The organism is Paraflavitalea devenefica, from assembly GCF_011759375.1.
Taxonomy (GTDB): Bacteria; Bacteroidota; Bacteroidia; order Chitinophagales; family Chitinophagaceae; genus Paraflavitalea; species Paraflavitalea devenefica.
In genome coordinates, this window is sequence record NZ_JAARML010000010.1 from 50,772 (window position 1) to 70,688 (window position 19,917).

Below are 19,917 nucleotides of genomic sequence, written 5' to 3' on the forward strand. Positions count from 1 at the left end.
TTTTAAATCAACTGTTCTTCCGCTAATGCCTGCCAAAAGCGGTGATCAATACCTTTTGTTGCCAGCTCAATATTGCCTTTTACCTTGGCCGCTTTGGAAGTGCTCAGGGCTATGCTGGTAACACCGGGTGCATTCAATCCATACTGCACACAGGCATGTGCCGGTTGTATGCCATGCCGGGCGCACACTGCAAAAAAACGTTCCCGCCATTGCAGCAGGTCCTGCTGTGCCTGATTGTTGCCCACTACCGGCTTGTAATTGTAGTAATCGCCACCGGTAAGAAAACCGCCGTTAAAGACGGCAGAGTTGATGATATGCGTATTGCTGTTCTTCAATTCCTGCATATACTGCAGCAGGTCTTTGGGGTGCGCATGCAGGGTCATGCTATTGGCGATCATTACCCAATCCAGTTGTATGTGACAGGTGATCTGCTGTATAGTGACCCAGTTCTTGGCTCCCACCCCTACGGCTATTACTTTCCCTTGTGCTTTGAGGTCAAACAAAGCGCGGTATGCTTCTTTGATGTGCTCAAATCTATTTTGACGGTCCTTTTCATCAACAGCCGCATCAAGGTATTCATCCGGATCGTGCACAGAAACCAGTTGTGCCCGGTAACCGTTGAGCAATTGATTGCCCTGTTCAAAACATTGCAGAATACCTTCATAACTGATCCTTTGCGCTGCATCGTACTGCAAATCCTTCCATACGCCCGGTTCAAAAGTGGGCTCTGCAGTGGTAAGCGGCACGCGGTACCAGCCCAGCTTATTGCTGATGAGTACGTTTTCCGGTGGTATATTTAACTGCTGTAAACACCTGCCTAAAGATTCAAGGGCCAATCCCGCCCCATATTTACCAGCCGTATCAAATACCACCGGCTTTGCCGAATGCTGCACGCACTCCTTCACGATCGCATATTTATCGGCATCGCTCAAAGCTACATAGAGGTTACCCAAACCACTGGTCCCAAATATCACTTTGGGTAAATTGATCCCATTCATCGCAGGTTATTTATTAGCATTTTCCTATTTATGACCATTCTTTTTAGGAGTATTTAACTGGAAAATCTTATCCATAATGACCCATTTCTCGCCTTCCCTGGCCCAGGGCAGCGGTTGCTGGAATTTCCACATCAATTGTTCCCACTCCTGCACTGTAGGATTAGCAGCATCCATATCCGATTTACGTTCAAAAGAGAAGTCCTCATGCACCTCCATGATCATAAACAGGCGGTTGCCTGTGCGGTAAATTTCCATCTGGGTGATCCCGGCTTCTTCTATGCTCTTCTTTATTTCGGGCCACCCGTTCTCCGCCTGGTGATAACGTTCGTATTCTTCGATGAGGGCCGGATCATCTTTGAGATCAAGCGCCAATGTGTACCTTTTCATAGTTTAAATAACAGGTGAAGGATTGGTTGATATTTTTTCTATCGATACCCGGTGTCCCTTATAGCCAAAGATGGCAATGACCACAAAGCAGACAAAGGGTACTATATAGCCATATTGTATATTGCCGGTAGCATCACTGATGTACCCAAAGAGGCGGGGTAAAATAGCGCCACCCACAATGGACATTATCAGCAGGCTGCTGCCATATTCGGTATCTGCGCCCAGGCTTTTAATCCCCAGGGCAAAGATGGTCGGGAACATGATGGACATAAAGAAGCAAATGCCAATGACTGCATACACAGTGACCATGCCGCTTCCAAAGATGGCTACGAGGCACAACAGCAGGCTGGCGATCGCATACCATGCCAGCAATATTGGCGGCTTTATCTTTTGCATAAGGGCTGTTCCTGCAAATCGCCCGATGAGAAAGGCGATCCCACAGGCGCCGAGGTAATCAGCAGCCTTTATTTCAGTAATACCTGCCGATTGGGGGGCATAGAGGAGGAAAAGACTGAACACAGAAACCTGGGCCCCTACGTAAAAAAACTGTGCTGCTACTCCCCAGGAAAGATGCCTGTGCCTTAATGCATGAAATACATGTTTACTTCCTGAAACATGACCTGAAGAGGCAATAGCGGGCAATTTTATACAGGCAAACAGGAAGGCAATCAACAACAATACCACGCCAAGCAGGATGTAAGGCATTTTAACGGTGGATGCTTCAGCAGCCAATGCTATGCTACGGGCAGTTTCCGTCATCGTCTTCAATTCTTGATCTGTATGGCCTTTGGTCAATATGATGCGGGAACCAATCACCGGCGCCAATGCTGCTGCGAGCCCGTTGAATGATTGTGCAAAATTGAGTCGCTGGGCACCGGTTTCGGGGTTGCCCAATACGGTAGCATAAGGATTGGCAGCCGTTTCCAGGATGGTGAGACCGCATGCTATTACAAACAATGCTACGAGAAAGAAGTTATAGAACTGCGTATTGGCTGCAGGTACAAAAAGAAAACAACCCATTGCGAAAAGAATCAGCCCTGTAATGATGCCCACTTTGTATCCCAGTTTTTTCATCAGTAGTCCGGCAGGTAATGCCATAACGAAATAGGCTACAAATACGGCAGAATCCACCAGTGTTGCCTGTGTGGTGGTTAATGTAAAAGACCTTTTCAGGCGAGGGATCAGTATAGGATCAAGATTATGTGCAAAGCCCCATAGAAAAAACAAGGAGGTAATGAGGCAAAACGCCAACAGTGTACGCTGCTTTGTATTCATATATTTCTTTATGGCAAGAAAATCATTAACTCAAAACAAAGTTAACCGAGGGAATTCTCCTGCCATAGAACGAATAAGACTTTGTTTTATACAAATCCGACCATTTCTTTGTACTTTTAGCCTGCTTGCGAAGCTATGAACAGAAGATTGTTAAAACACTCTTTTTCGTTATTGCATGTTGACCATGTGCATCTCAACCAGCAATGGAATTACAAACATGTGATCAGCCCGTATTATCGTTTGTATTATATCGATGTGGGAGAAGGCTTCATTTCAAATGCACAACAGAAGATAACGTTAGAACCTGGCTTCATTTATATGATTCCGAGTTTTACCCTGTGCAACTTAAAGTGTCCTTCCTATTTGAGCCAGTATTTTATCCAGTTTTTTGAAGAATCGCCGGATGGCCTGTCATTGTTCCAGCACAACAGGATACTGATGAAACTGCCTGCTTCTGAGCTTGATATTGCCAATTTTAAGCGGATACTGGACATTAATCCGGGAAGGGGCATCAATCGTTCTGACAACCCCAAGGTATATGAGAAGAATGTATATTACCGGGAATACCAGGAGTTGAACAACCGGCAAAACGATGGCGCTTATATGGAAACGCTGGGTATCTTGTTGCAATTGTTATCCCGCTTTTTAGGCAGCCGGGCCCCCTCTCTAAACAGCCCACACAATATTCCCTCCAAGGTATTGGACACCATGAGTTATATCCAACTTCACCTGAAGGAGCCGTTAACGATCGCGCACCTTGCCCAAAGGGTAAACCAACACCCCGATTATTTCTCACGGCAGTTCCTTCAATATACCGGGGAGCGACCGCTTCATTATATTCATGAAAAGCGAATTGAACGGGCACAATACCTGATCACCACTACCAGTATGCCCTACATTGATATTGCCCTTGAAACGGGTTTTGACAGCCTGCCACATTTCTCTAAGATTTTTAAAAAAGTGACTGGCATCACCCCCAACAGCTACCGTAAGCAGCACCAATCGGTGAATACGGTTTAGGGCAACGAGGCATAGAGGCAACGAGAGACAAGTTAAACCTTAATAATAACAAGAGGCTAAGCAGCATGCTTGCGCCAGGGTCAGGGTCTACTTCTTTTTGTTGACGATGTAGGTAAGCATGCTCTTTACCTTACCGTTTTATTGAGGATTACTAAATGGGATGTAAGGTGTTTTGTAATTGAGGCCATTGGTGGTGCCGGCTGTTACATCTACTGTTACACCGGTTATTTTACCCGCCATATCCGATGCAAGAAAGGTGGCCGTATTGGCAATGTCTTCCAGCATAGGCAGTTTTTTAAGCATGGTATCATCTTCCAGTTTGCGGATGAAGGTGGCGGCAAATTCCGGCATATTGGCCAGCGCTTCCCGGAAAGGCTTTGAATCCGGCGATCCGGCACTCCGGATGTTCACTACCCGGATGTTGTAAGGCCCCAGCTCCGTAGCCAGGTCGCGGGAGAACCCTTCAATAGCACAGCAGGCAGGACCAAAGCCGCCTACCAGCGGATAACCCAAAGCGCCAGGCGTGGCCGTTATGGACAGTATGACGCCCGATCGTTGCTTCATCATTACCCTGCCGGCCGCGGAGGCGGTTATAAACTGGGTTTCCATAGACACATTGATGGGGCGTATAAAATCGGCCAGGGCCATGTCTGTCAGGGGAACGTTCTGTGTGTCCTGCACATCAATCGCATTGAAAGAGACATCAACACTTCCGGCCTGGCTGATGCTGTTGATGTGCGCATTGACCGCCCGCTCGTCCAATGCATCTACCGGTGCTATGATGGCTGTGCCTCCCAACTCTCTGATATCATCCGCTACTTTTTGCAGGGACTCCATTTTATGGCCGGTCAGGTGCACGGTAGCTCCCTGCCGGGCAAAGGCGCGGGCAACGGCTCCCCCGACAGAACCACCGGCCCCATAAATGACGGCATTTTTGTTTTGTAACATCATACGCTATACTTTTTGCTTTACACAAACTTATTGCCTAAAAAAAGCCCGGAGGGTATGCCAGACTGACATTTTACGGGGGGTATTGCGACAATTGGTTAAATTGTTTAAAACTGCATGACCAATGGACCAGTTCTTCCACATCCGGATGCTGATGAGCATTATTGTGAGCTTAAGCGTCGCTACTTTGCTAAAAGGGGTCGCTAAACTGATAGAACATCCCACACGGGTACGCCTGTACTGGGTACACCTCGCCTGGGTGTTTTTTATGTTCCTGTCTTTACTGGATTTCTGGTGGTGGGAGATCTTATTAAAGAAGGTAGCCGCCTGGAATTTTCAGTCGTATGTGTTCATTATCTGCTTCATTATTATTTATTATATCTCCTGCTCCCTGCTCTTCCCCGACGATATGAAGGAGTATAACGGGTACAAGGATTATTTTTATTCCAGGAGGAAGTGGTTCTTTTCGTTCCTGGGCATTTCGTTTTTCTTTGATGTGATAGATACGCTTTTAAAAGGCATAGAACATTACCGTTCGTTGGGCACAGAATATATTATCCGCATAGCCATTCATGTGCTGTTGTGTATACTCGCCATCCGTTCCAGGAATGAGCGGTTCCATGCAGGGCTGGTGATTTTCTTTATTTTGTATAACCTGATTTGGGTGATCAGGAAATATTGGGTACTTTGAGCGGGTAGCCCCTAAAGGGGCAGGAAGACGTTTAACGTACCAAATCTACAAAGCGTAACCCCGATGGGCTAAACGATCTTACGCTGAATAGCGGCCGTATTGGAGGTGGCTGATTTCAGCGCCTGGGCGGCGGTATCAGGCGCTTCGTTGAGTGATTTTCTTTCCAGTTGCAGTTTGTCGTTCAGGAATTTGTGTTTCATTTCAAAGTCATTGATGACCTCACTCCATTTCTTTACGAATATTTTATACTGGCCGGTTTTGAAGGCCAGTGATTTTTCACCATGGGGCCGGGCATTGTCCAGCGCCGCAGCTATTTCTCCCTTGTTGTTAAAATCGGCACCAATGAGGTAAAACTCCCAGCCCATGTTGTTGCCGTTGAACTGCGGCTCATTCATGATGACATTCATGTATTTCTTTACCTGGGTCAGCTCCTGTTCGCCCAGCTTCAGGGCCGGGTGCTTGAGCTCCACCACAATGTTCCTTATTTCATTGGTGAGAATATCCTGCCGGCACAGGAATATGTCCATTTCCCGGTATTTGTCTTCATGATCAATAGACCGCACCTGCGCATCCCCGCGCAACAGGTAAACATGCCGCCTGAGCGCCTCTTCAAATTTGGGTTCTGCGGCAGTTACCAGGTGGTATTGTTCGCCAAAGATCCAGTAATGCGCCTCTACCAGTTTTTGCAAATGGTCCCTTTCGTTGGCCTTTAGTTCTTTGCGTATGATGAGGTCGCGCAGGGTATCAATGGTTTTATAGCGGTCTTCTATCAAACGGATGGTGTGGTTTACCCGGGCCAACCTCGTTACTTTGATGATCTCCGCCATCTGCTTCCTTTCTGCATGGGATAGCTCTACCACGCCATCGAGTATATCGAACAGCTTATCCCTTTCCAGGCTATCGAGCAGCAGGTTCAGCAGGCGCACAAAGGTCTTTTTCTGTTCGGTATTAAGGTTCAGGAATATTTTGGGCTGTACCTCGTAGAGGCCCCGCACCAGGTTTTCCAGTTCTATTTTACGGTGCACATCCCAGGGATTATCGCTGAATACCGGGAATATGTCATCCTGCTCATATTGGCTGATCAATATATCGGTATACTGCTTCAAATAAGGCTTGCGCTTATCCAGCAGGAAGGCGCTCAGCCGCTTGTGCAGGAACCTGAATACGGGATCAATGCGGGTACTCCCTATGAAAGCAAGCTGGGGATCGGTATTGCTGCCCTTGAATTTAAACTGGTTAAAGTAGGTACTTTTAATGTACACACTATGGTAGAAATGATCGCCTTTGTTATTGAGGGAAGTAAATTCTTTATACCGCTCCCTGTTGTCTGCACCGATGTAATAGTATTTGGAAAACTCTTTGTTGATCTTTGCATTCCACCGTATGTATTTTACTTCAAATTGATTGTTGCTGTCTTCATGGTTCAGCATAAAGTGGTGCGTATCCCCTATGATGGCGGCGTAATCGAGCGGCACGCCATTGATCAATAAAGCATAGCCATTCTCCTTGTTTAGTTCCAGGTACCAGCCAAATTCCAGGCAAAGGAATTCCCCTAATTCTTCCTGCAGCTTGCTGTCAACAATGTCCGGCAGGATGTTGTAAAAGGTAACAGTAGTACCGGTTTTCTTTTTTACCTCCCATACGCCGGAATCAGGGCTGTCGTATTTGTTGATCGTCTCAAATTTGATGTTGATGAAGTACTCATATTTCTTTTTCTTCTCTTCATATACGGTATTCCAGATGGCCTCTGCTGCAAATTTGAAAAAGGTAAGCCGCCCTACCCCATTCTTGCCATGTACGGCAGAGGTATTCTTGGGCGAGTCTATTTCGATGGCCTTTTGCGAATCGAAGAAAGGGGAGAATTTTTCAGCCAGTTGGGAACGGTGAATGCCATAGCCATTGTCTATGATCTCCATTTTAGCTATAAAGCCCAGGTTATTGGCCTCATAGTTCAGTTGAACAGTGGTTGCCTTTGCATCAAACCCATTCCAGATGTATTCGGCAATGGCCTGCCTGTAATCAAACCTGCTGAGTACTTTCTGAATACCTTTTCCTGTAATCTCAATGTTTGCCATAATACGCGCTTAACCTGTTAATATATTTAGCTAAAGTAGCGCTTTTAAACTAAATATATTAGTAGCACAAGAGGCATTTTTGCACATCCCCAGCCCTTTTTCACAAGGCCGGTTTCTGCGATATATTGACCAGTGTAAATCAGTGAAGTCGATGCGCCAATTGTTAAGCGAAATGAGGCTTTATCCTGTTTAAAAAGTATCAGTAGTTACAAATAAATAATTCTATCATAAAATACTGATAATCCGGGATAAAAATATTAATTTGTACGGCGTAACTCTTTCCTGTGGAATAAAACTTTTTTAGCAAGTTCTAATTCCCGCAGCGTGCCAACCAAACAAACTGATAAGGTTAAGTACCATGACCTCCTTTTGCATCATATAAGTGATGCTGTCATATTTATAAATATCCAATCTGAAATTACCGGCTGGAATACTGCTGCAGGAAAACTGTACGGATTCGATGGACACATAACGCCGGGGCATTTACTGACCAGCATTCCGGGTATTGCCGGCACTTCCCTCCAGCAAATTATTGAAGAAGCGGTCGCTACCGGTGAGCATACCAACCTGGAAGAATATTTCGACAACTTTACGGGCCGGTGGCTGCAGGTAGACATACATCCCCTACCCGATGGTTATTTTATACTCACCAAGGATATCAGCACGAAAAAAGAAACCGAGCTGGCTTTAAAAAGAAGCGAGGAAAATTACCGGTTGCTGATAGAGCAGGCCCCTGATGCCATTACTATTTTTTCGGCTGAATGGAAGATGATACATGCCAATTCCAGTGCCTGTACGTTGTTCGGGTATAGCCTGCCCGAGTTCCTGCATATAGGTGCGCTTGAGATGGTTAGCCCGGACGACCTGGCCAAAACGCCCCCCCGGCTGACAGAGCTGCAAGCCGGAAAAATAGTAAAGGCGGAAAGAATATTACAGCGAAAAGACGGCAGTACTTTCTATGGCGAGTCGGTTACCCAAAAGATGCCCGATGGCAGGATCGTTTCTTTCGTACGGGACGTTACTGAAAGAAAAAAAGCAGAACTGGCCTTACAGGAAAGTGAAGCAAAATACCGCTTGTTGTTCTGCAATAGTCCGCTCCCCATGTTTGTGATGGAAATGGAAACCTACCGTTTCCTGGATGTAAACGAAGCGGTGGTCAACCATTATGGCTATACCCGGGAAGAGCTGCTGACGATGAGCGCCCTGGATATACGGCCGCCAGAAGACCTGGAGAAGTTTCATTGCAAGGTGGACCTGCCTTCCGATAAGCACAGCCGCGGGTATTACAGGCATTACAAGAAAAACAGGGAGCTTATTGATGTAGAAATTTTTGTTCATGACTTTGTGTACAAGGGCAGGCCGTCCCGCCTGGTGCTGGCTATTGATATCAGCATGAAGCTGGAAACACAGCGGAAGCTGCTGAAGACGACCGAACAGTTGCGGGCCTTATCAGCCCATTTGCAGGACATCAGGGAAGAAGAGCGCACGAATATAGCGCGCGAGATCCACGATGAATTGGGACAACAGCTTACGATATTAAAAATGGATATCAGTTGGCTTAACCGGAAACTGGCTGAGTATGAAGACAGTTCGCTGGTACAACGCTCGAAGGAATCCTTAAAGATGCTGAATGACACGATCAAGATGGTGCGCAGGATTGCTACTGAGCTACGGCCCAGTATGCTGGATGACCTGGGATTGATATCGGCCATCCAGTGGCAAAGCCGGGAATTTGAGAGCAGGGCCGACATAAAGGTCAGTTTTGAATCGGATGTATCGGGCGTAAGCCTCCCCCCTCCTGTAGCCACTTCCCTTTTCAGGATTTACCAGGAAGCCCTTACGAATGTAGCCCGCCATGCACAAGCTCAACACATAACCTCCAGGCTGCAGGTAACCAATAACCACCTGCTGCTCCTGGTGAGCGATGATGGCTGTGGGTTTGATGTGAAGATACTGGGCGCCCAAAAAACGCTAGGCTTGCTGGGCATGAAGGAAAGGACCCTGATCATGGGAGGAGTTTTTGAAATAAGCAGTGTGCCGGGCAAAGGCACTACGATCCAGATAACCGTACCAATACCATCAAGTGACGCCCATGAAGATATTGATTGCTGATGACCATGCCATCGTGCGAAAAGGACTGAAACAGATATTGCTGGAAGGGTATCCTTTTGCCAGCGTGGAAGAATGTTCCAGCGCAGAAGAACTGATCAATAAAGCCATCACCGGTAAGTGGGACGTGGTGATCACCGATATCTCGATGCCGGGGCGCAGCGGCCTCGATGCCCTGCAGCAGATACACTCCGCCCTTCCCAAGCTACCCATCCTGATACTTAGTATGCACCCGGAAGAACAATATGCTATCCGCGCATTGAAAGCAGGTGCATCGGGTTATTGCAGTAAAGATTTTGCAGAAGAAGAACTGGTTACCGCCATTCAAAAGATACTGGCAGGCAAAAAATATATTACGCCCACCCTGGCAGAAACCTTACTTACACAATCAGAATTAAACCCTGTTTTGCACGAACGTCTTTCCGACAGGGAGTTTGATGTATTCCAACTCCTGGCTTCCGGGAAGTCAGTATCTGAAATTGCAGACTTGCTTTCCTTAGGTTCCACCACGATCAGTACATACCGGGCACGTATTTTAGAAAAAATGAACCTGAAAAATAATACCGATATTATCCGGTATGCGCTCGACAATAAGCTGATCTAACTTGTCCTCCTATTATTGTCGCTTTGACAATCATCAACTTAATTAACCGACTAAGTGTTTTGTAGTATAAACTCTACAAACTTGTCGTTCACCTTATTAGCTAAAATTCATAAGCTCCTCTATTGACTCGGTGTCATTTTCACACTTAAATTTGTAGTAACGAATTACAAATGAGTGTCGAAAAATTAACGGTATTGATCGTTGACGATTCAGCTCAACTCAGGACCCGGCTTAACGCTATCCTGCATGAAATTTCCTGTATTGCGCCGGTTTTAAATGCCGGCAATTACCAGGAAGCCTGCAGCGTACTTGAGAACACAGGCATCCATCTTGCGGTGCTTGATATCGGGTTGCCAGACAGAAGTGGCATTGAACTGCTGAAGTTTATTAATCAACAATACCCGGCCACCAAAGTGATCATCGTAAGCAATTATGCCAATTATGATTACCGGAAAGTTTGTTTGCTGGCGGGCGCTGTCCGGTTCTTTGATAAGTCGCATGAGTTTGACCAACTGGCCGGCGCCATAGAACAACTTTGTAAAGAGCTATTAACAACCAATGACTAAAGAACAACGCTAAGTATCTGATATAACCCGGCAACCTGAAACATGAAAAACCAGTATATAACAAAGTAAGCTTATCAAGGATCAGTACCCATGAAAGCGCCCCCTACACTACCGTAGGCTTTCGAATCCAATCCCCAAACCTTATCCGCGGGAAGCAACACAAAGACACGGGTGTTATTTCCCGGTTAGCAGCGGCCCCTAAACCTTTGCCTGATCAACAACTCCTACCCCTCTCACCAGGAAGGAGGATCCGTACCCTATTTATGAAACCTTGACAGGCATTATTTGGAAAATTGCAAACTATTGAACAATGGTTAGCATGGTACCCTCGAACAAGCACATAGAATGCCTCATCAACGCAATGCATGAAATTGGTATTTCGCATAAAAAGAACCTGCTGAACCTTGTTTCCCGGGCTATCGTCCAGGCCCGGGAACAGGAGCGGGAAGAAATAGCCAGGGAATTGCATGACAACATTAATCAACTCATCATGGCCTCCAAACTGATGATTGATACGGCCAGGAAAGAAGAGCATCAACGCCAGGCCCTCCTGAAAAAAAGCGCCGCCACACTGGAGGAAGTAATCCATGAGATACGCAAGCTTTCGGGCTCCATGGCCACTCCCCACATCAAGGATTTTTGTTTACTGGAAGCTATTGATCAACTCGTCTGCACTATTTCCTCGTGTAAAAACATGCGCATTGTTTTAAAGTACGACAGAATGATTGAAAGCCTGCTGGACCTGGAGCAAAAGAAGCAAGTATACAGGATCATACAGGAGCAATTCAACAATATCATCAAACACGCGGCAGCCTCCAAAGCTGTATTGTTAATAGAATACAGAAAAGACACCATCAGAATAAAGATAAAAGACAATGGCGTTGGCTTCGACCTGACCCAAAAAAGAAATGGCATTGGTCTTGCCAATATTGGAAAACGGGTAGCCCTGTTAAAAGGAGACCTCAATATTCTCTCTGCTATCAACCAGGGCTCCACGCTGGATGTGTGGTTCAGGGTACATGCTGCCTGACTTATGCCTGCATGGCATAGAGAATGATATTCAGGCCAAACTTCGTATTGTCTTCCGCCATGAACCGCTTGTTGCGGAAATCGTAGTCCCACTCACAGCCATAATCCTTGTTACTGTACAGCACTCCCATACGGCCGTTGACCTCAATGGCCTTGAGGTAATCATGCACCAGGTCATCGCCCCATCCGTTCAGTTCAAAAGAAGTAGGCGGAGGCCCTTTTTCAAAGGTGAAAAAAGACCGGTATAGCTCATGCGTATTGGGTATTTTTTTAAGCGCCTGCGGACCAAAGGTAGCGGTCATCTGCGCTTCGAAGGATTTGGCAAATAAGCCATCAATGTCATGGTTACAGTCATCCACAAACACAAAACCGCCATTCTGCACATATTTTTTAAAGTTGGCCTGCTCCCGGGCATCAAACTGCACCAGCTTGTGGCCGCTGAGGTAACAGAAGGGGGCGGAAAAGATATCCTCACTGCCCAGCTCTATGATCCGCTCCTGCGGATTTACAGGAATGGTAGTGTACTCCACCAGTGAGTTCAATAAATTTGAAGGCATGCGTTGGTCGGTATCCCAGTCGCCGGAACGGTATTTTAAACGGGAGAAAGTAAACTTGTTGCCTGGATACATAGCAGATTAAACTACATTAAAATGTTGATTTTTTGATGGCAGGCAAAAGAAAATGAACGGTTATGACGTCAAAAAGCCCGAACTTCCGTCGCTGCACGGGAGTTTTACTTCCCTGTCATCAACCTGCGGCCACCGCCATTGCTTTCCATTGAAACAAATGTTAATCAAAACTACTATTTGACCTTGGTATTAACAGCAACAAAGATCAGCGACCTGCTGCAAAAGTTATCTTTACTCAAGCAAGAGATCCAAAAAGTTATTGTTGGACAGGATGAAGTGCTGGAAGAGCTACTGGTAGCCTTACTGGCCGGCGGCCATTGCCTGCTGGAAGGGGTGCCGGGCCTGGCCAAAACATTGATGGTACGCACCCTCTCGCAGGCATTGCACCTTAGTTTCCGCCGCATCCAGTTTACCCCCGACCTGATGCCTACCGATATTATTGGCACGGAAATACTGGAAGAAGACCCTGTTACAGGCAAGCGGCTCTTTATTTTCACCAAGGGCCCGCTGTTTGCCAATATCCTGCTGGCAGATGAGATCAACCGCACACCACCCAAGACCCAGTCGGCCCTGCTGGAAGCCATGCAGGAGTTTGAGGTTACTTATGCGGGCAAAACGTATCACCTGGACCGTCCCTTTTTTATACTGGCTACCCAGAACCCCATTGAGCAGGCCGGCACTTATCCCCTGCCCGAAGCGCAACTGGACCGGTTCTTATTGTATGTAAAGATCGGTTACCCTTCAGAAAAGGAAGAGATAGAGATACTGAGCAATACCACGGGTATAAAGAAACCTGCTGTAAACGCTATTGTAAGCGGCGAAGAGATCCTGCAACTGCAAGGCCTGGTGCGGGAGGTAACGATCAATGATGACCTCACCGCCTATGCGGGTCAGCTCGTACGGGCTACGAGGCCCGATACCACTACAGCTAATTATGTGAAGGAGTGGGTACGCTGGGGCGCGGGCCCGCGTGCCGGACAGGCGCTGATACTGACCGCCAAGGCAAGGGCCTTGCTGCATGGCCGTTATGCCGTAACGGAGGCTGATATTCACACGATGGCTTACCCGGTATTGCGTCACCGTATATTGATGAATTTTAAAGCAGATGCAGAAAGAATAACGCCCGATATGGTCACTGCCACTTTATTGAAGGTTATTGAACGGCCGAAGGCGTTGTAGTGTAATTTGTTTTAATTCGTGTTATTAGATCCAACCATATTATTGTCACTGAGAAATTTATCGCTGGCGGCCAAAACCACCATTGATGGTTTTATGACGGGCGCCAATAAAAGCGCCATCAAAGGTACCGGCATGGAGTTTAGCCAATACCGCAGTTATATGCCGGGCGATGACCTGCGCTGGATGGACTGGAAGTTATATGCCCGCAGCGACCGTTATTATATCCGGGAATCTGAATCAGAAACGAATATCAGTATACGGCTGCTGGTAGATGCCAGCGCCTCGATGGACCATCGTGATGGCGACCATACAAAGATGGAGTATGCCCGTTACCTCGCCGCCTGCCTCGCCTGGCTGGCCAATATGCAAGGGGATGCGGTAGGTTTATATATGCTGCGGGAAGATGGGATTTTCTCCCTGGCGGCCCGCCAGGGATTTCAGCACCTCAACAGGCTTTTTTACCAGCTTGAACAAGCCGGCCCCAAAGGCCATTTCACACAACCTATTTATTACAAAGACATTTATGCCGGCGGACAAAGCAGGGAATTGCTGGTATTCATTACGGATATGTACCAGCAGCAGGATGAGCTATATAAACTGCTGGACTTGCTGGGCGCCCTGCGCCATGAGATCATTGTGCTGCACCTGATGGGGCGTAATGAGCTGGAACTGGATTATACCGGCTATACCACACTCGAAGACCTGGAAACAGGCGCTACGATACCGATCAATGCCGGTGAGCTGAAAGAAGCGTACAGCCAACGGCTGGCGCAATACCTGGATGATACCCGGAAAGCATTACTGGGCCGTAATGTATGGTACCGGCTGATGATCACCGATGAACCGGTGGACCAGGCGTTGCGTGATTTTTTACAGGCGAGAGTTAGGAGTTAGCTTTTAGGAGTTAGCTTTTAGGTATTAGCTGTTAGCCTGTGGCTGTTAACGTTTAGGTGTATTGGGTAACCAACTAAATATTTTGATAAAGCGTTGCTGCAATTATTATATCCGATAGCATTGTTGGCCGGGGCAGCGGTAATGATACCGGTGCTGGTGCACCTGTGGCATGTACGCAAGGGAAAAACGCGGCGGGTGGGCAGTATTGCTTTGCTCACTACCCCTTCACGCCAGCGTGCCAGGAACCTGCGCATTACCAACTGGCCTTTGTTCCTGTTGCGTTGCTTATTGTTGTTGTTACTGGCATTGCTGCTGGCCAAACCTGTATGGATCACTGAACGCAGCCAATCGAAGCAAGCGGGCTGGATACTGATACCCCAGGCGCAATTGAAGACGGCCTATGCACAGTATCGACCACAAATAGATTCTTTACTGGCTGCAGGGCTGGAGCTACATAATTTTTCTACCGGGTTTAAGCAACTACAATTAAAGGATAGTATTCAGCCCATCGGCATTATGGATGGCTGCTTACCCGGCGATACTTATGAAGCCGTAGTATCGCGCTGGTCACTGTTAAAAGTGCTGGATGCCAACCTGCCTCCCTCCTTTCCCCTGCATGTGTTTATCAATAACCGGTTGTCGCCCTATCACGGCGACAGGCCCGTTACCCACCTCAACTTATATTGGCATAGTTTTTCACAAGGCGATAGCATTATAGAATCCCCCGTTCTTTCTTATGTGACGACGGATGGAAAGATAAAAAATATAGCAAGGGTGACCACACCACAAGGGAATTATTACCAGGAAGAAAAGGCAGGCGCCCTTTTCACCACAACGCCTGATACTTCTATCATCCGCGTGGCTATTTATGCAGGGAAAAATACCGCCGATGCCCGGTATGTAAAAGCAGCCATACAGGCTATTGGAACGTTCACCGGCAAAAGAATAGACATCACTACACCCGCTAACGGACAATTTCCATCAGCTCCGCAAAACCTTATTGTCCGGTTGGAGGAATACCCCGACACAACCCTGTTGTCTTATACTACCCCGGAAGGCATATTATTTCAATATGATACAGGTGCTGTTGTGTCTACCACTTCCTGGCTACAGCAGGGCGCCTCCATAGCCGGTGAAGGCAGGCGCCCTACCATATACCGGTATGTAACCGGCCCTGTACAGGGCACACCGGTGTGGACATTGGCCAACGGTATCCCTATACTGACAGTAGAGGAACAGGAAGGGAAACGGATGTATCATTATAAAAGCCGTTTTAATCCTGCCTGGGGCGACCTGGTATGGGAAGATGGTTTTGTAAAAACATGGCTGCCTCTGGTGATTCAGCTACCTGCTAATGATGTACAGGGCGACCTGCGGAAGATTGATGACCGGATGGTGGTGCCTGTGGACACGGCAATCGGCAGTCGGCAATCGGCAATCAGCAATCCGCAGTCGTCAATAGCTTCCCTGGTATGGATGATGGCATTTATAGTATTAAGCATTGAACGGCTATTGACCTACCGGCAAGCACAACGTATGCAAGATGCCTGAACAAGATCATGCACATATCATTCATGCACTTACCAGCAAGTGGAGCAGGAATAACCTGGCCGCATCGCTGTTGAAAGCATTAGCCCCTGCCTGGCTGATGGCTGTAGCCGCTTATTATATTTTCCAGTGGCCTGCATGGGCTGTTGTTGTCCTCTTCATCGCCATTGCCGTCCTGAGCTTCTGGCTGCAGCCTTCCCGCCGCCTCACACCTGCCGATATTTCCAGCTATTTAAACCGCACTTACCCGGAACTGGAAGAAAGCGCGCAATTATTGCTGCTACCAACGCAATCACTGAGCCTCCTGCAACAAATGCAGGTGCAAAAGATAGCGCCCGTACTGGCCAATATACCAGAACCGCCCGGGATGTGGGAACCGTTGAACAAAGCATGGCTCCTGTTAACAGGCGCCGTGGTTGCGAGTATATTGGTTTTTATATTGTCTCTTTTCCTGACGGCCAATCGGCAAGATGCTGATAAGGTCCTCTCTTCTGCTACAGCCAACCATCACGAAACGGTGTTAGCCGGTATTGCCTCCTTTCACATACAGGTTACGCCACCTGCTTATACCCGTAATAAAAGCAGGCAGCAGCAACAGTTTGCCCTGAAAGTGGAAGCAGGCAGTGAGGTACGCTGGGAGATACATACCAATCAAAAGGTACCCACCTTGCAACTGGTGCTGAACAATAAGGATTCTATCCGCTTTGCACCGCTTGACAAGGATAGTACCACCTGGACCCTACAAAGACCTATCAGTGAGCCAGGCTTTTACCAGGTAAGCCTGGCAGGCCAGGCCTCCCAGCTTTATACACTGGAAGTAATTCCTGACCTGCCGGTCCATATCAGTATTGTTACACCACAACAATACACCACTATTGATCCCGGCCGTGCGCCACTGGCCCGGCTTGCCGTACAACTTACCGATGATTATGGCATTAAAAGCGCCGGCATTATAGCTACGAAGGCCAGTGGTAAAGGAGAAAGCGTCAGCTTTAAAGAGCAGCAACTCTCCTTTCCGGTAAGCTTTGATGGCCGCCGGCAGATGAGCCTGCAACAAGTGCTGGACCTGCGGGCACTTGGCCTTCAGGCAGGTGATGAACTGTATTTTTATGTGAAAGCGCTGGACAATCATGGACAGGAAAGCCGGTCGGATATGTATTTCATTTCCTTGCCCGATACAGCGGAACTACTGAGTATGTCGGGCATGGAATCGGGCATCAACCAGATGCCGGAATATTTCAGGAGCCAGCGGCAGATTATTATAGATATAGAAAAGTTGTTACAGCAGCAGGCTACCCTGCCCAAAGACAGTTTTAACCTGCGCAGTAATGTGCTGGGCGATGACCAGAAGTTGTTGCGCCTGCGCTATGGTAAGTTCCTGGGTGAAGAATGGGAAAGCGGCGGCCATCATCCCGGCGACGGACATGATCATGGACAGGAGGAGCAGGAGGAGGAAAAAGACATTGCTCCCGGTGATGCTGCAGCACTCATGGACCAATATGCACACAAGCACGATAATGCAGAAGATGCCACTTATTTTGAACCGGAACAGAAAGCCCGGTTGAAAGCAATACTGACGGAGATGTGGAGCAGTGAACTGCAATTAAGGACTTATTATCCACGCGAAGCGCTCCCCTATGCTTATAAGGCATTGCGCTTATTGAAAGAGATGCAACAAAGATCGAGGGCTTATGTAGGCAAAACCTCGATCAGGATGCCGCCCCTGAAGCCGGAAAAAAGATTGACGGGAGAGCTGGACAAGATAACCGCTCCCCACAACCAGAAAGATAAAGCAGCCCGTGACGAAACGGAGCCAATATTGCAGCAGGCGCTGTTGGTACTGGAAGCCTATAAACGCAATAAAACAATAGCGCCTGAAGACTGGCCCCTGTTGATGAGTGCTGAAAAGAAGATCAGTGAAAAAGCGGTGCGGGCGCCGGCGGATTACCTGCCTGCCCTGAACGCCCTGCGCAAGATCACCCAGGAGCCGGGCAAGGTAGATAAAGCAACGATTGCCAAAGTGCAGGGAGCGCTGCAAAAGATGATCAAAGCAGGCGCCTTGTTGCCGCAAAAAACCGGCCATACCGCCGATGGTGAATTGCCGGCGTATTATTTTAAGCAGTTAAACAGTAGTAAGTAATTGATGAAAGTGGAAACAGGTATTATCCTTGCATCGGGGTTACTGGTCATCTTCCTTATATGGAAAGAAATAAAAAGACCAGTGAAAGCACACCTGCTGCTGCGCCTCACCGCCAGTGTGCTGGGCGTAGCGGCGCTGGTATGCCTGGCCATACCGGTTACGTATACCGCCTCCCAACCTGTTCCTGCTGCCGGCGCCCTTGTTATCCTTACACCGGGTTATGATAAAGACAGCCTGCCGGCTTATAAAGGCCTGCCCCGCTACACCACGCATGCGGCACTGGTTTCAGGCGGCATTACTTTCATTCCTGATCTACGCTGGTTCCTGGCCCAACATCCGCGCATTCATGAGTTGCAGGTATTGGGTCATGGACTTGCCGATGATGAACTGGCAGCATTGGTAGCAACAGGCACCAACCTGCAATACCATACACCGGCTTTGCCGGCGGGATTCACAGCCGCCGCCTGGCCGCGGCAATTAAGACTGGGTGAGGTACTGGAAGTACAGGGTTCATTTCACCATCCGGGAAAAGAGCGGGTGAAGATCGTGTTGTCCGGCATTGGCGCCCGTTTTGATTCCGTCATTGTCAATCCATCCACTACATCCTCCTTCAGGCTGCAATACAAACCTGCCCACCTGGGCAACACCCTGTATGAACTGGAGGCCATCAGTGGCGGTAAAACCATCGCGCGGGAAAAAGTACCGGTACGCCTGCTACCCGCCAGCCAGGTGCAGGTATTGCTGCTGTCTTCCTCTCCCGACTTCGACAACAAGTTTTTAAGTACCTGGCTATATGAGCACCAATACCCTGTAGCTGCCCGGTATACGATCAGTAAGCATACATACAAACAACAATTCCTGAACAGGGCAGCCCTGCCTTTACAAACGATCTCCGCCACCCTGCTGGAAAAGATGGATGTGGTGATCGCAGACGATCAGGCACTAGCCGCCCTGCCTGCCACAGAAAGATCGGCCCTGACAGCACAGGTACAGCAAGGACTGGGTCTTATTCTGCAAACCGACAGCGCCATATCTTTTAACAACCTGGCGGCCGACTGGCGAATAAAAAAGCAATCCGGCTCACCTGTCAGCGCCCGTTCACTGGCCATACCGGCTGTTTATACCACTACTGCGCCCTTGCTGCCCACACAATGGTGTTCTATTGAAAACAACCGGTGGGCGCAGCCGCTGGTGATGGATGACCAGGGCGCTGTGGTAGTATCGGCAGCCCTTGCCGGAGCCGGCAAGCTGGTATTGAATACCGTTAATAGTACTTATAGTTGGATACTGAGCGGCCATCAGCAGGATTATGCGCAGTTCTGGTCGCTGCTGCTGAACAAAGCGGCCCGGCCTGCCGCATCCGCCAGCAGGTGGCAGCAGGTAACTGCTTTTCCAAGGGTGGGTAGTAAGGCGCAACTGGTATTGGAAACCACCACTGCCGGTATACCGGTCATTGAAACACCGGATGGCGCCGCGCCTGTAGCACAGCAGGCCTGGTTGCCGCATACATGGACGGGGAGTTGGTGGCCGGTTCAGCCAGGTTGGCAAACTGTACGCGGGCAGCAGGACAGTCTGCCGTTGTATGTTTATGAGCAGGGCGACTGGGCAGCCGTAAAAGCTACAGCCTGCATTACTGCCAATACCCGGCATGCCGCCCTTTCCGGTCATACCAGGACGTCTAAAGATCTGACAAGCGAACCGGCAACGAAGCAAGTACCACCAGTCATTTTCTTTGTGCTATTCTTATTGTGTTGTAGTTACTTGTGGCTTGAAGCAAAGAAAGTATAGGTGAAATATAAATTTGCGTACAACCTTTTTTGTTAAC

The 19,917-nt window shown here is 48.2% G+C and carries 17 protein-coding genes; 11 read left to right on the forward strand and 6 right to left on the reverse strand.

Going from position 1 to position 19,917, the window contains the following annotated elements:
• Window positions 1–2: 2 nt before the first annotated feature.
• Genes HB364_RS32005 through fucP form a run of 3 tightly spaced genes read right to left on the reverse strand, consistent with a single transcriptional unit; the run spans window position 3 to window position 2,660 of the window.
• On the reverse strand, window positions 3–998 hold the full coding sequence (locus tag HB364_RS32005) for an aldo/keto reductase (protein WP_167292528.1): 996 nt from the start codon (window positions 996–998) through the stop codon (window positions 3–5).
• Window positions 999–1,022: 24 nt separating this feature from the next.
• Window positions 1,023–1,385, reverse strand: coding sequence for an L-rhamnose mutarotase (locus tag HB364_RS32010; protein ID WP_167292529.1), 363 nt, complete (start codon window positions 1,383–1,385; stop codon window positions 1,023–1,025).
• A gap of 3 nt (window positions 1,386–1,388) precedes the next feature.
• Window positions 1,389–2,660 carry an L-fucose:H+ symporter permease gene (gene fucP, locus HB364_RS32015; RefSeq protein ID WP_167292530.1) on the reverse strand — a complete coding sequence of 424 codons (1,272 nt, stop codon included), beginning with the start codon at window positions 2,658–2,660 and terminating at the stop codon, window positions 1,389–1,391.
• Between the two features lie 363 nt (window positions 2,661–3,023).
• On the opposite strand from fucP, the gene HB364_RS32020 reads away from it, so the two are divergent.
• Complete coding sequence (locus tag HB364_RS32020) at window positions 3,024–3,680, forward strand: helix-turn-helix domain-containing protein (RefSeq protein WP_246228678.1); 657 nt, start codon at window positions 3,024–3,026, stop codon at window positions 3,678–3,680.
• Window positions 3,681–3,818: 138 nt separating this feature from the next.
• On the opposite strand, the gene HB364_RS32025 is transcribed toward HB364_RS32020, so the two are convergent.
• On the reverse strand, window positions 3,819–4,631 hold the full coding sequence (locus HB364_RS32025; protein WP_167292532.1) for an SDR family NAD(P)-dependent oxidoreductase: 813 nt from the start codon (window positions 4,629–4,631) through the stop codon (window positions 3,819–3,821).
• 121 nt (window positions 4,632–4,752) lie between these two features.
• Between HB364_RS32025 and HB364_RS32030 the strand changes: the two genes are divergently transcribed.
• Window positions 4,753–5,319, forward strand: coding sequence for a hypothetical protein (locus tag HB364_RS32030; RefSeq protein WP_167292533.1), 567 nt, complete (start codon window positions 4,753–4,755; stop codon window positions 5,317–5,319).
• A gap of 68 nt (window positions 5,320–5,387) precedes the next feature.
• On the opposite strand, the gene HB364_RS32035 is transcribed toward HB364_RS32030, so the two are convergent.
• The gene (locus tag HB364_RS32035; protein ID WP_167292534.1) at window positions 5,388–7,394 is read right to left on the reverse strand and encodes an ATP-binding protein; all 2,007 of its coding nucleotides are present in this window, start codon (window positions 7,392–7,394) and stop codon (window positions 5,388–5,390) included.
• 324 nt (window positions 7,395–7,718) lie between these two features.
• Here HB364_RS32035 and HB364_RS32040 point away from each other — a divergent pair, with 324 nt between their 5' ends.
• The 4 genes from HB364_RS32040 to HB364_RS32055 all read left to right on the forward strand — a co-directional run bounded on the left by HB364_RS32040 (window position 7,719) and on the right by HB364_RS32055 (window position 11,703).
• Window positions 7,719–9,506, forward strand: a complete 1,788-nt coding sequence (locus HB364_RS32040; RefSeq protein ID WP_167292535.1) for a sensor histidine kinase — start codon at window positions 7,719–7,721, stop codon at window positions 9,504–9,506.
• Window positions 9,487–10,107 (forward strand): response regulator transcription factor, encoded by a 621-nt coding sequence (locus HB364_RS32045; protein ID WP_167292536.1) that lies wholly within the window; start codon window positions 9,487–9,489, stop codon window positions 10,105–10,107. The genes HB364_RS32040 and HB364_RS32045 overlap by 20 nt, the downstream gene beginning before the upstream one ends.
• Window positions 10,108–10,277: 170 nt before the next feature.
• Complete coding sequence (locus tag HB364_RS32050) at window positions 10,278–10,673, forward strand: response regulator transcription factor (protein WP_167292537.1); 396 nt, start codon at window positions 10,278–10,280, stop codon at window positions 10,671–10,673.
• Window positions 10,674–10,992: 319 nt separating this feature from the next.
• Window positions 10,993–11,703 (forward strand): sensor histidine kinase, encoded by a 711-nt coding sequence (locus HB364_RS32055; protein ID WP_167292538.1) that lies wholly within the window; start codon window positions 10,993–10,995, stop codon window positions 11,701–11,703.
• Window position 11,704: 1 nt separating this feature from the next.
• Here HB364_RS32055 and HB364_RS32060 read toward each other — a convergent pair whose 3' ends face one another.
• A complete protein-coding gene (locus HB364_RS32060) occupies window positions 11,705–12,331 on the reverse strand; it encodes a DUF4159 domain-containing protein (RefSeq protein ID WP_167292539.1) in 627 nt (208 codons plus the stop codon).
• A gap of 177 nt (window positions 12,332–12,508) precedes the next feature.
• Here HB364_RS32060 and HB364_RS32065 point away from each other — a divergent pair, with 177 nt between their 5' ends.
• The 5 genes from HB364_RS32065 to HB364_RS32085 all read left to right on the forward strand — a co-directional run bounded on the left by HB364_RS32065 (window position 12,509) and on the right by HB364_RS32085 (window position 19,880).
• Window positions 12,509–13,510 (forward strand): AAA family ATPase, encoded by a 1,002-nt coding sequence (locus tag HB364_RS32065; RefSeq protein ID WP_208420175.1) that lies wholly within the window; start codon window positions 12,509–12,511, stop codon window positions 13,508–13,510.
• Between the two features lie 42 nt (window positions 13,511–13,552).
• Complete coding sequence (locus tag HB364_RS32070; RefSeq protein WP_167292540.1) at window positions 13,553–14,404, forward strand: DUF58 domain-containing protein; 852 nt, start codon at window positions 13,553–13,555, stop codon at window positions 14,402–14,404.
• Window positions 14,405–14,497: 93 nt separating this feature from the next.
• Window positions 14,498–15,955 carry a BatA domain-containing protein gene (locus HB364_RS32075; protein WP_167292541.1) on the forward strand — a complete coding sequence of 486 codons (1,458 nt, stop codon included), beginning with the start codon at window positions 14,498–14,500 and terminating at the stop codon, window positions 15,953–15,955.
• The gene (locus HB364_RS32080; RefSeq protein WP_167292542.1) at window positions 15,948–18,092 is read left to right on the forward strand and encodes a DUF4175 domain-containing protein; all 2,145 of its coding nucleotides are present in this window, start codon (window positions 15,948–15,950) and stop codon (window positions 18,090–18,092) included. The genes HB364_RS32075 and HB364_RS32080 overlap by 8 nt, the downstream gene beginning before the upstream one ends.
• A gap of 3 nt (window positions 18,093–18,095) precedes the next feature.
• A complete protein-coding gene (locus HB364_RS32085) occupies window positions 18,096–19,880 on the forward strand; it encodes a hypothetical protein (protein WP_167292543.1) in 1,785 nt (594 codons plus the stop codon).
• Window positions 19,881–19,917: the final 37 nt, after the last annotated feature.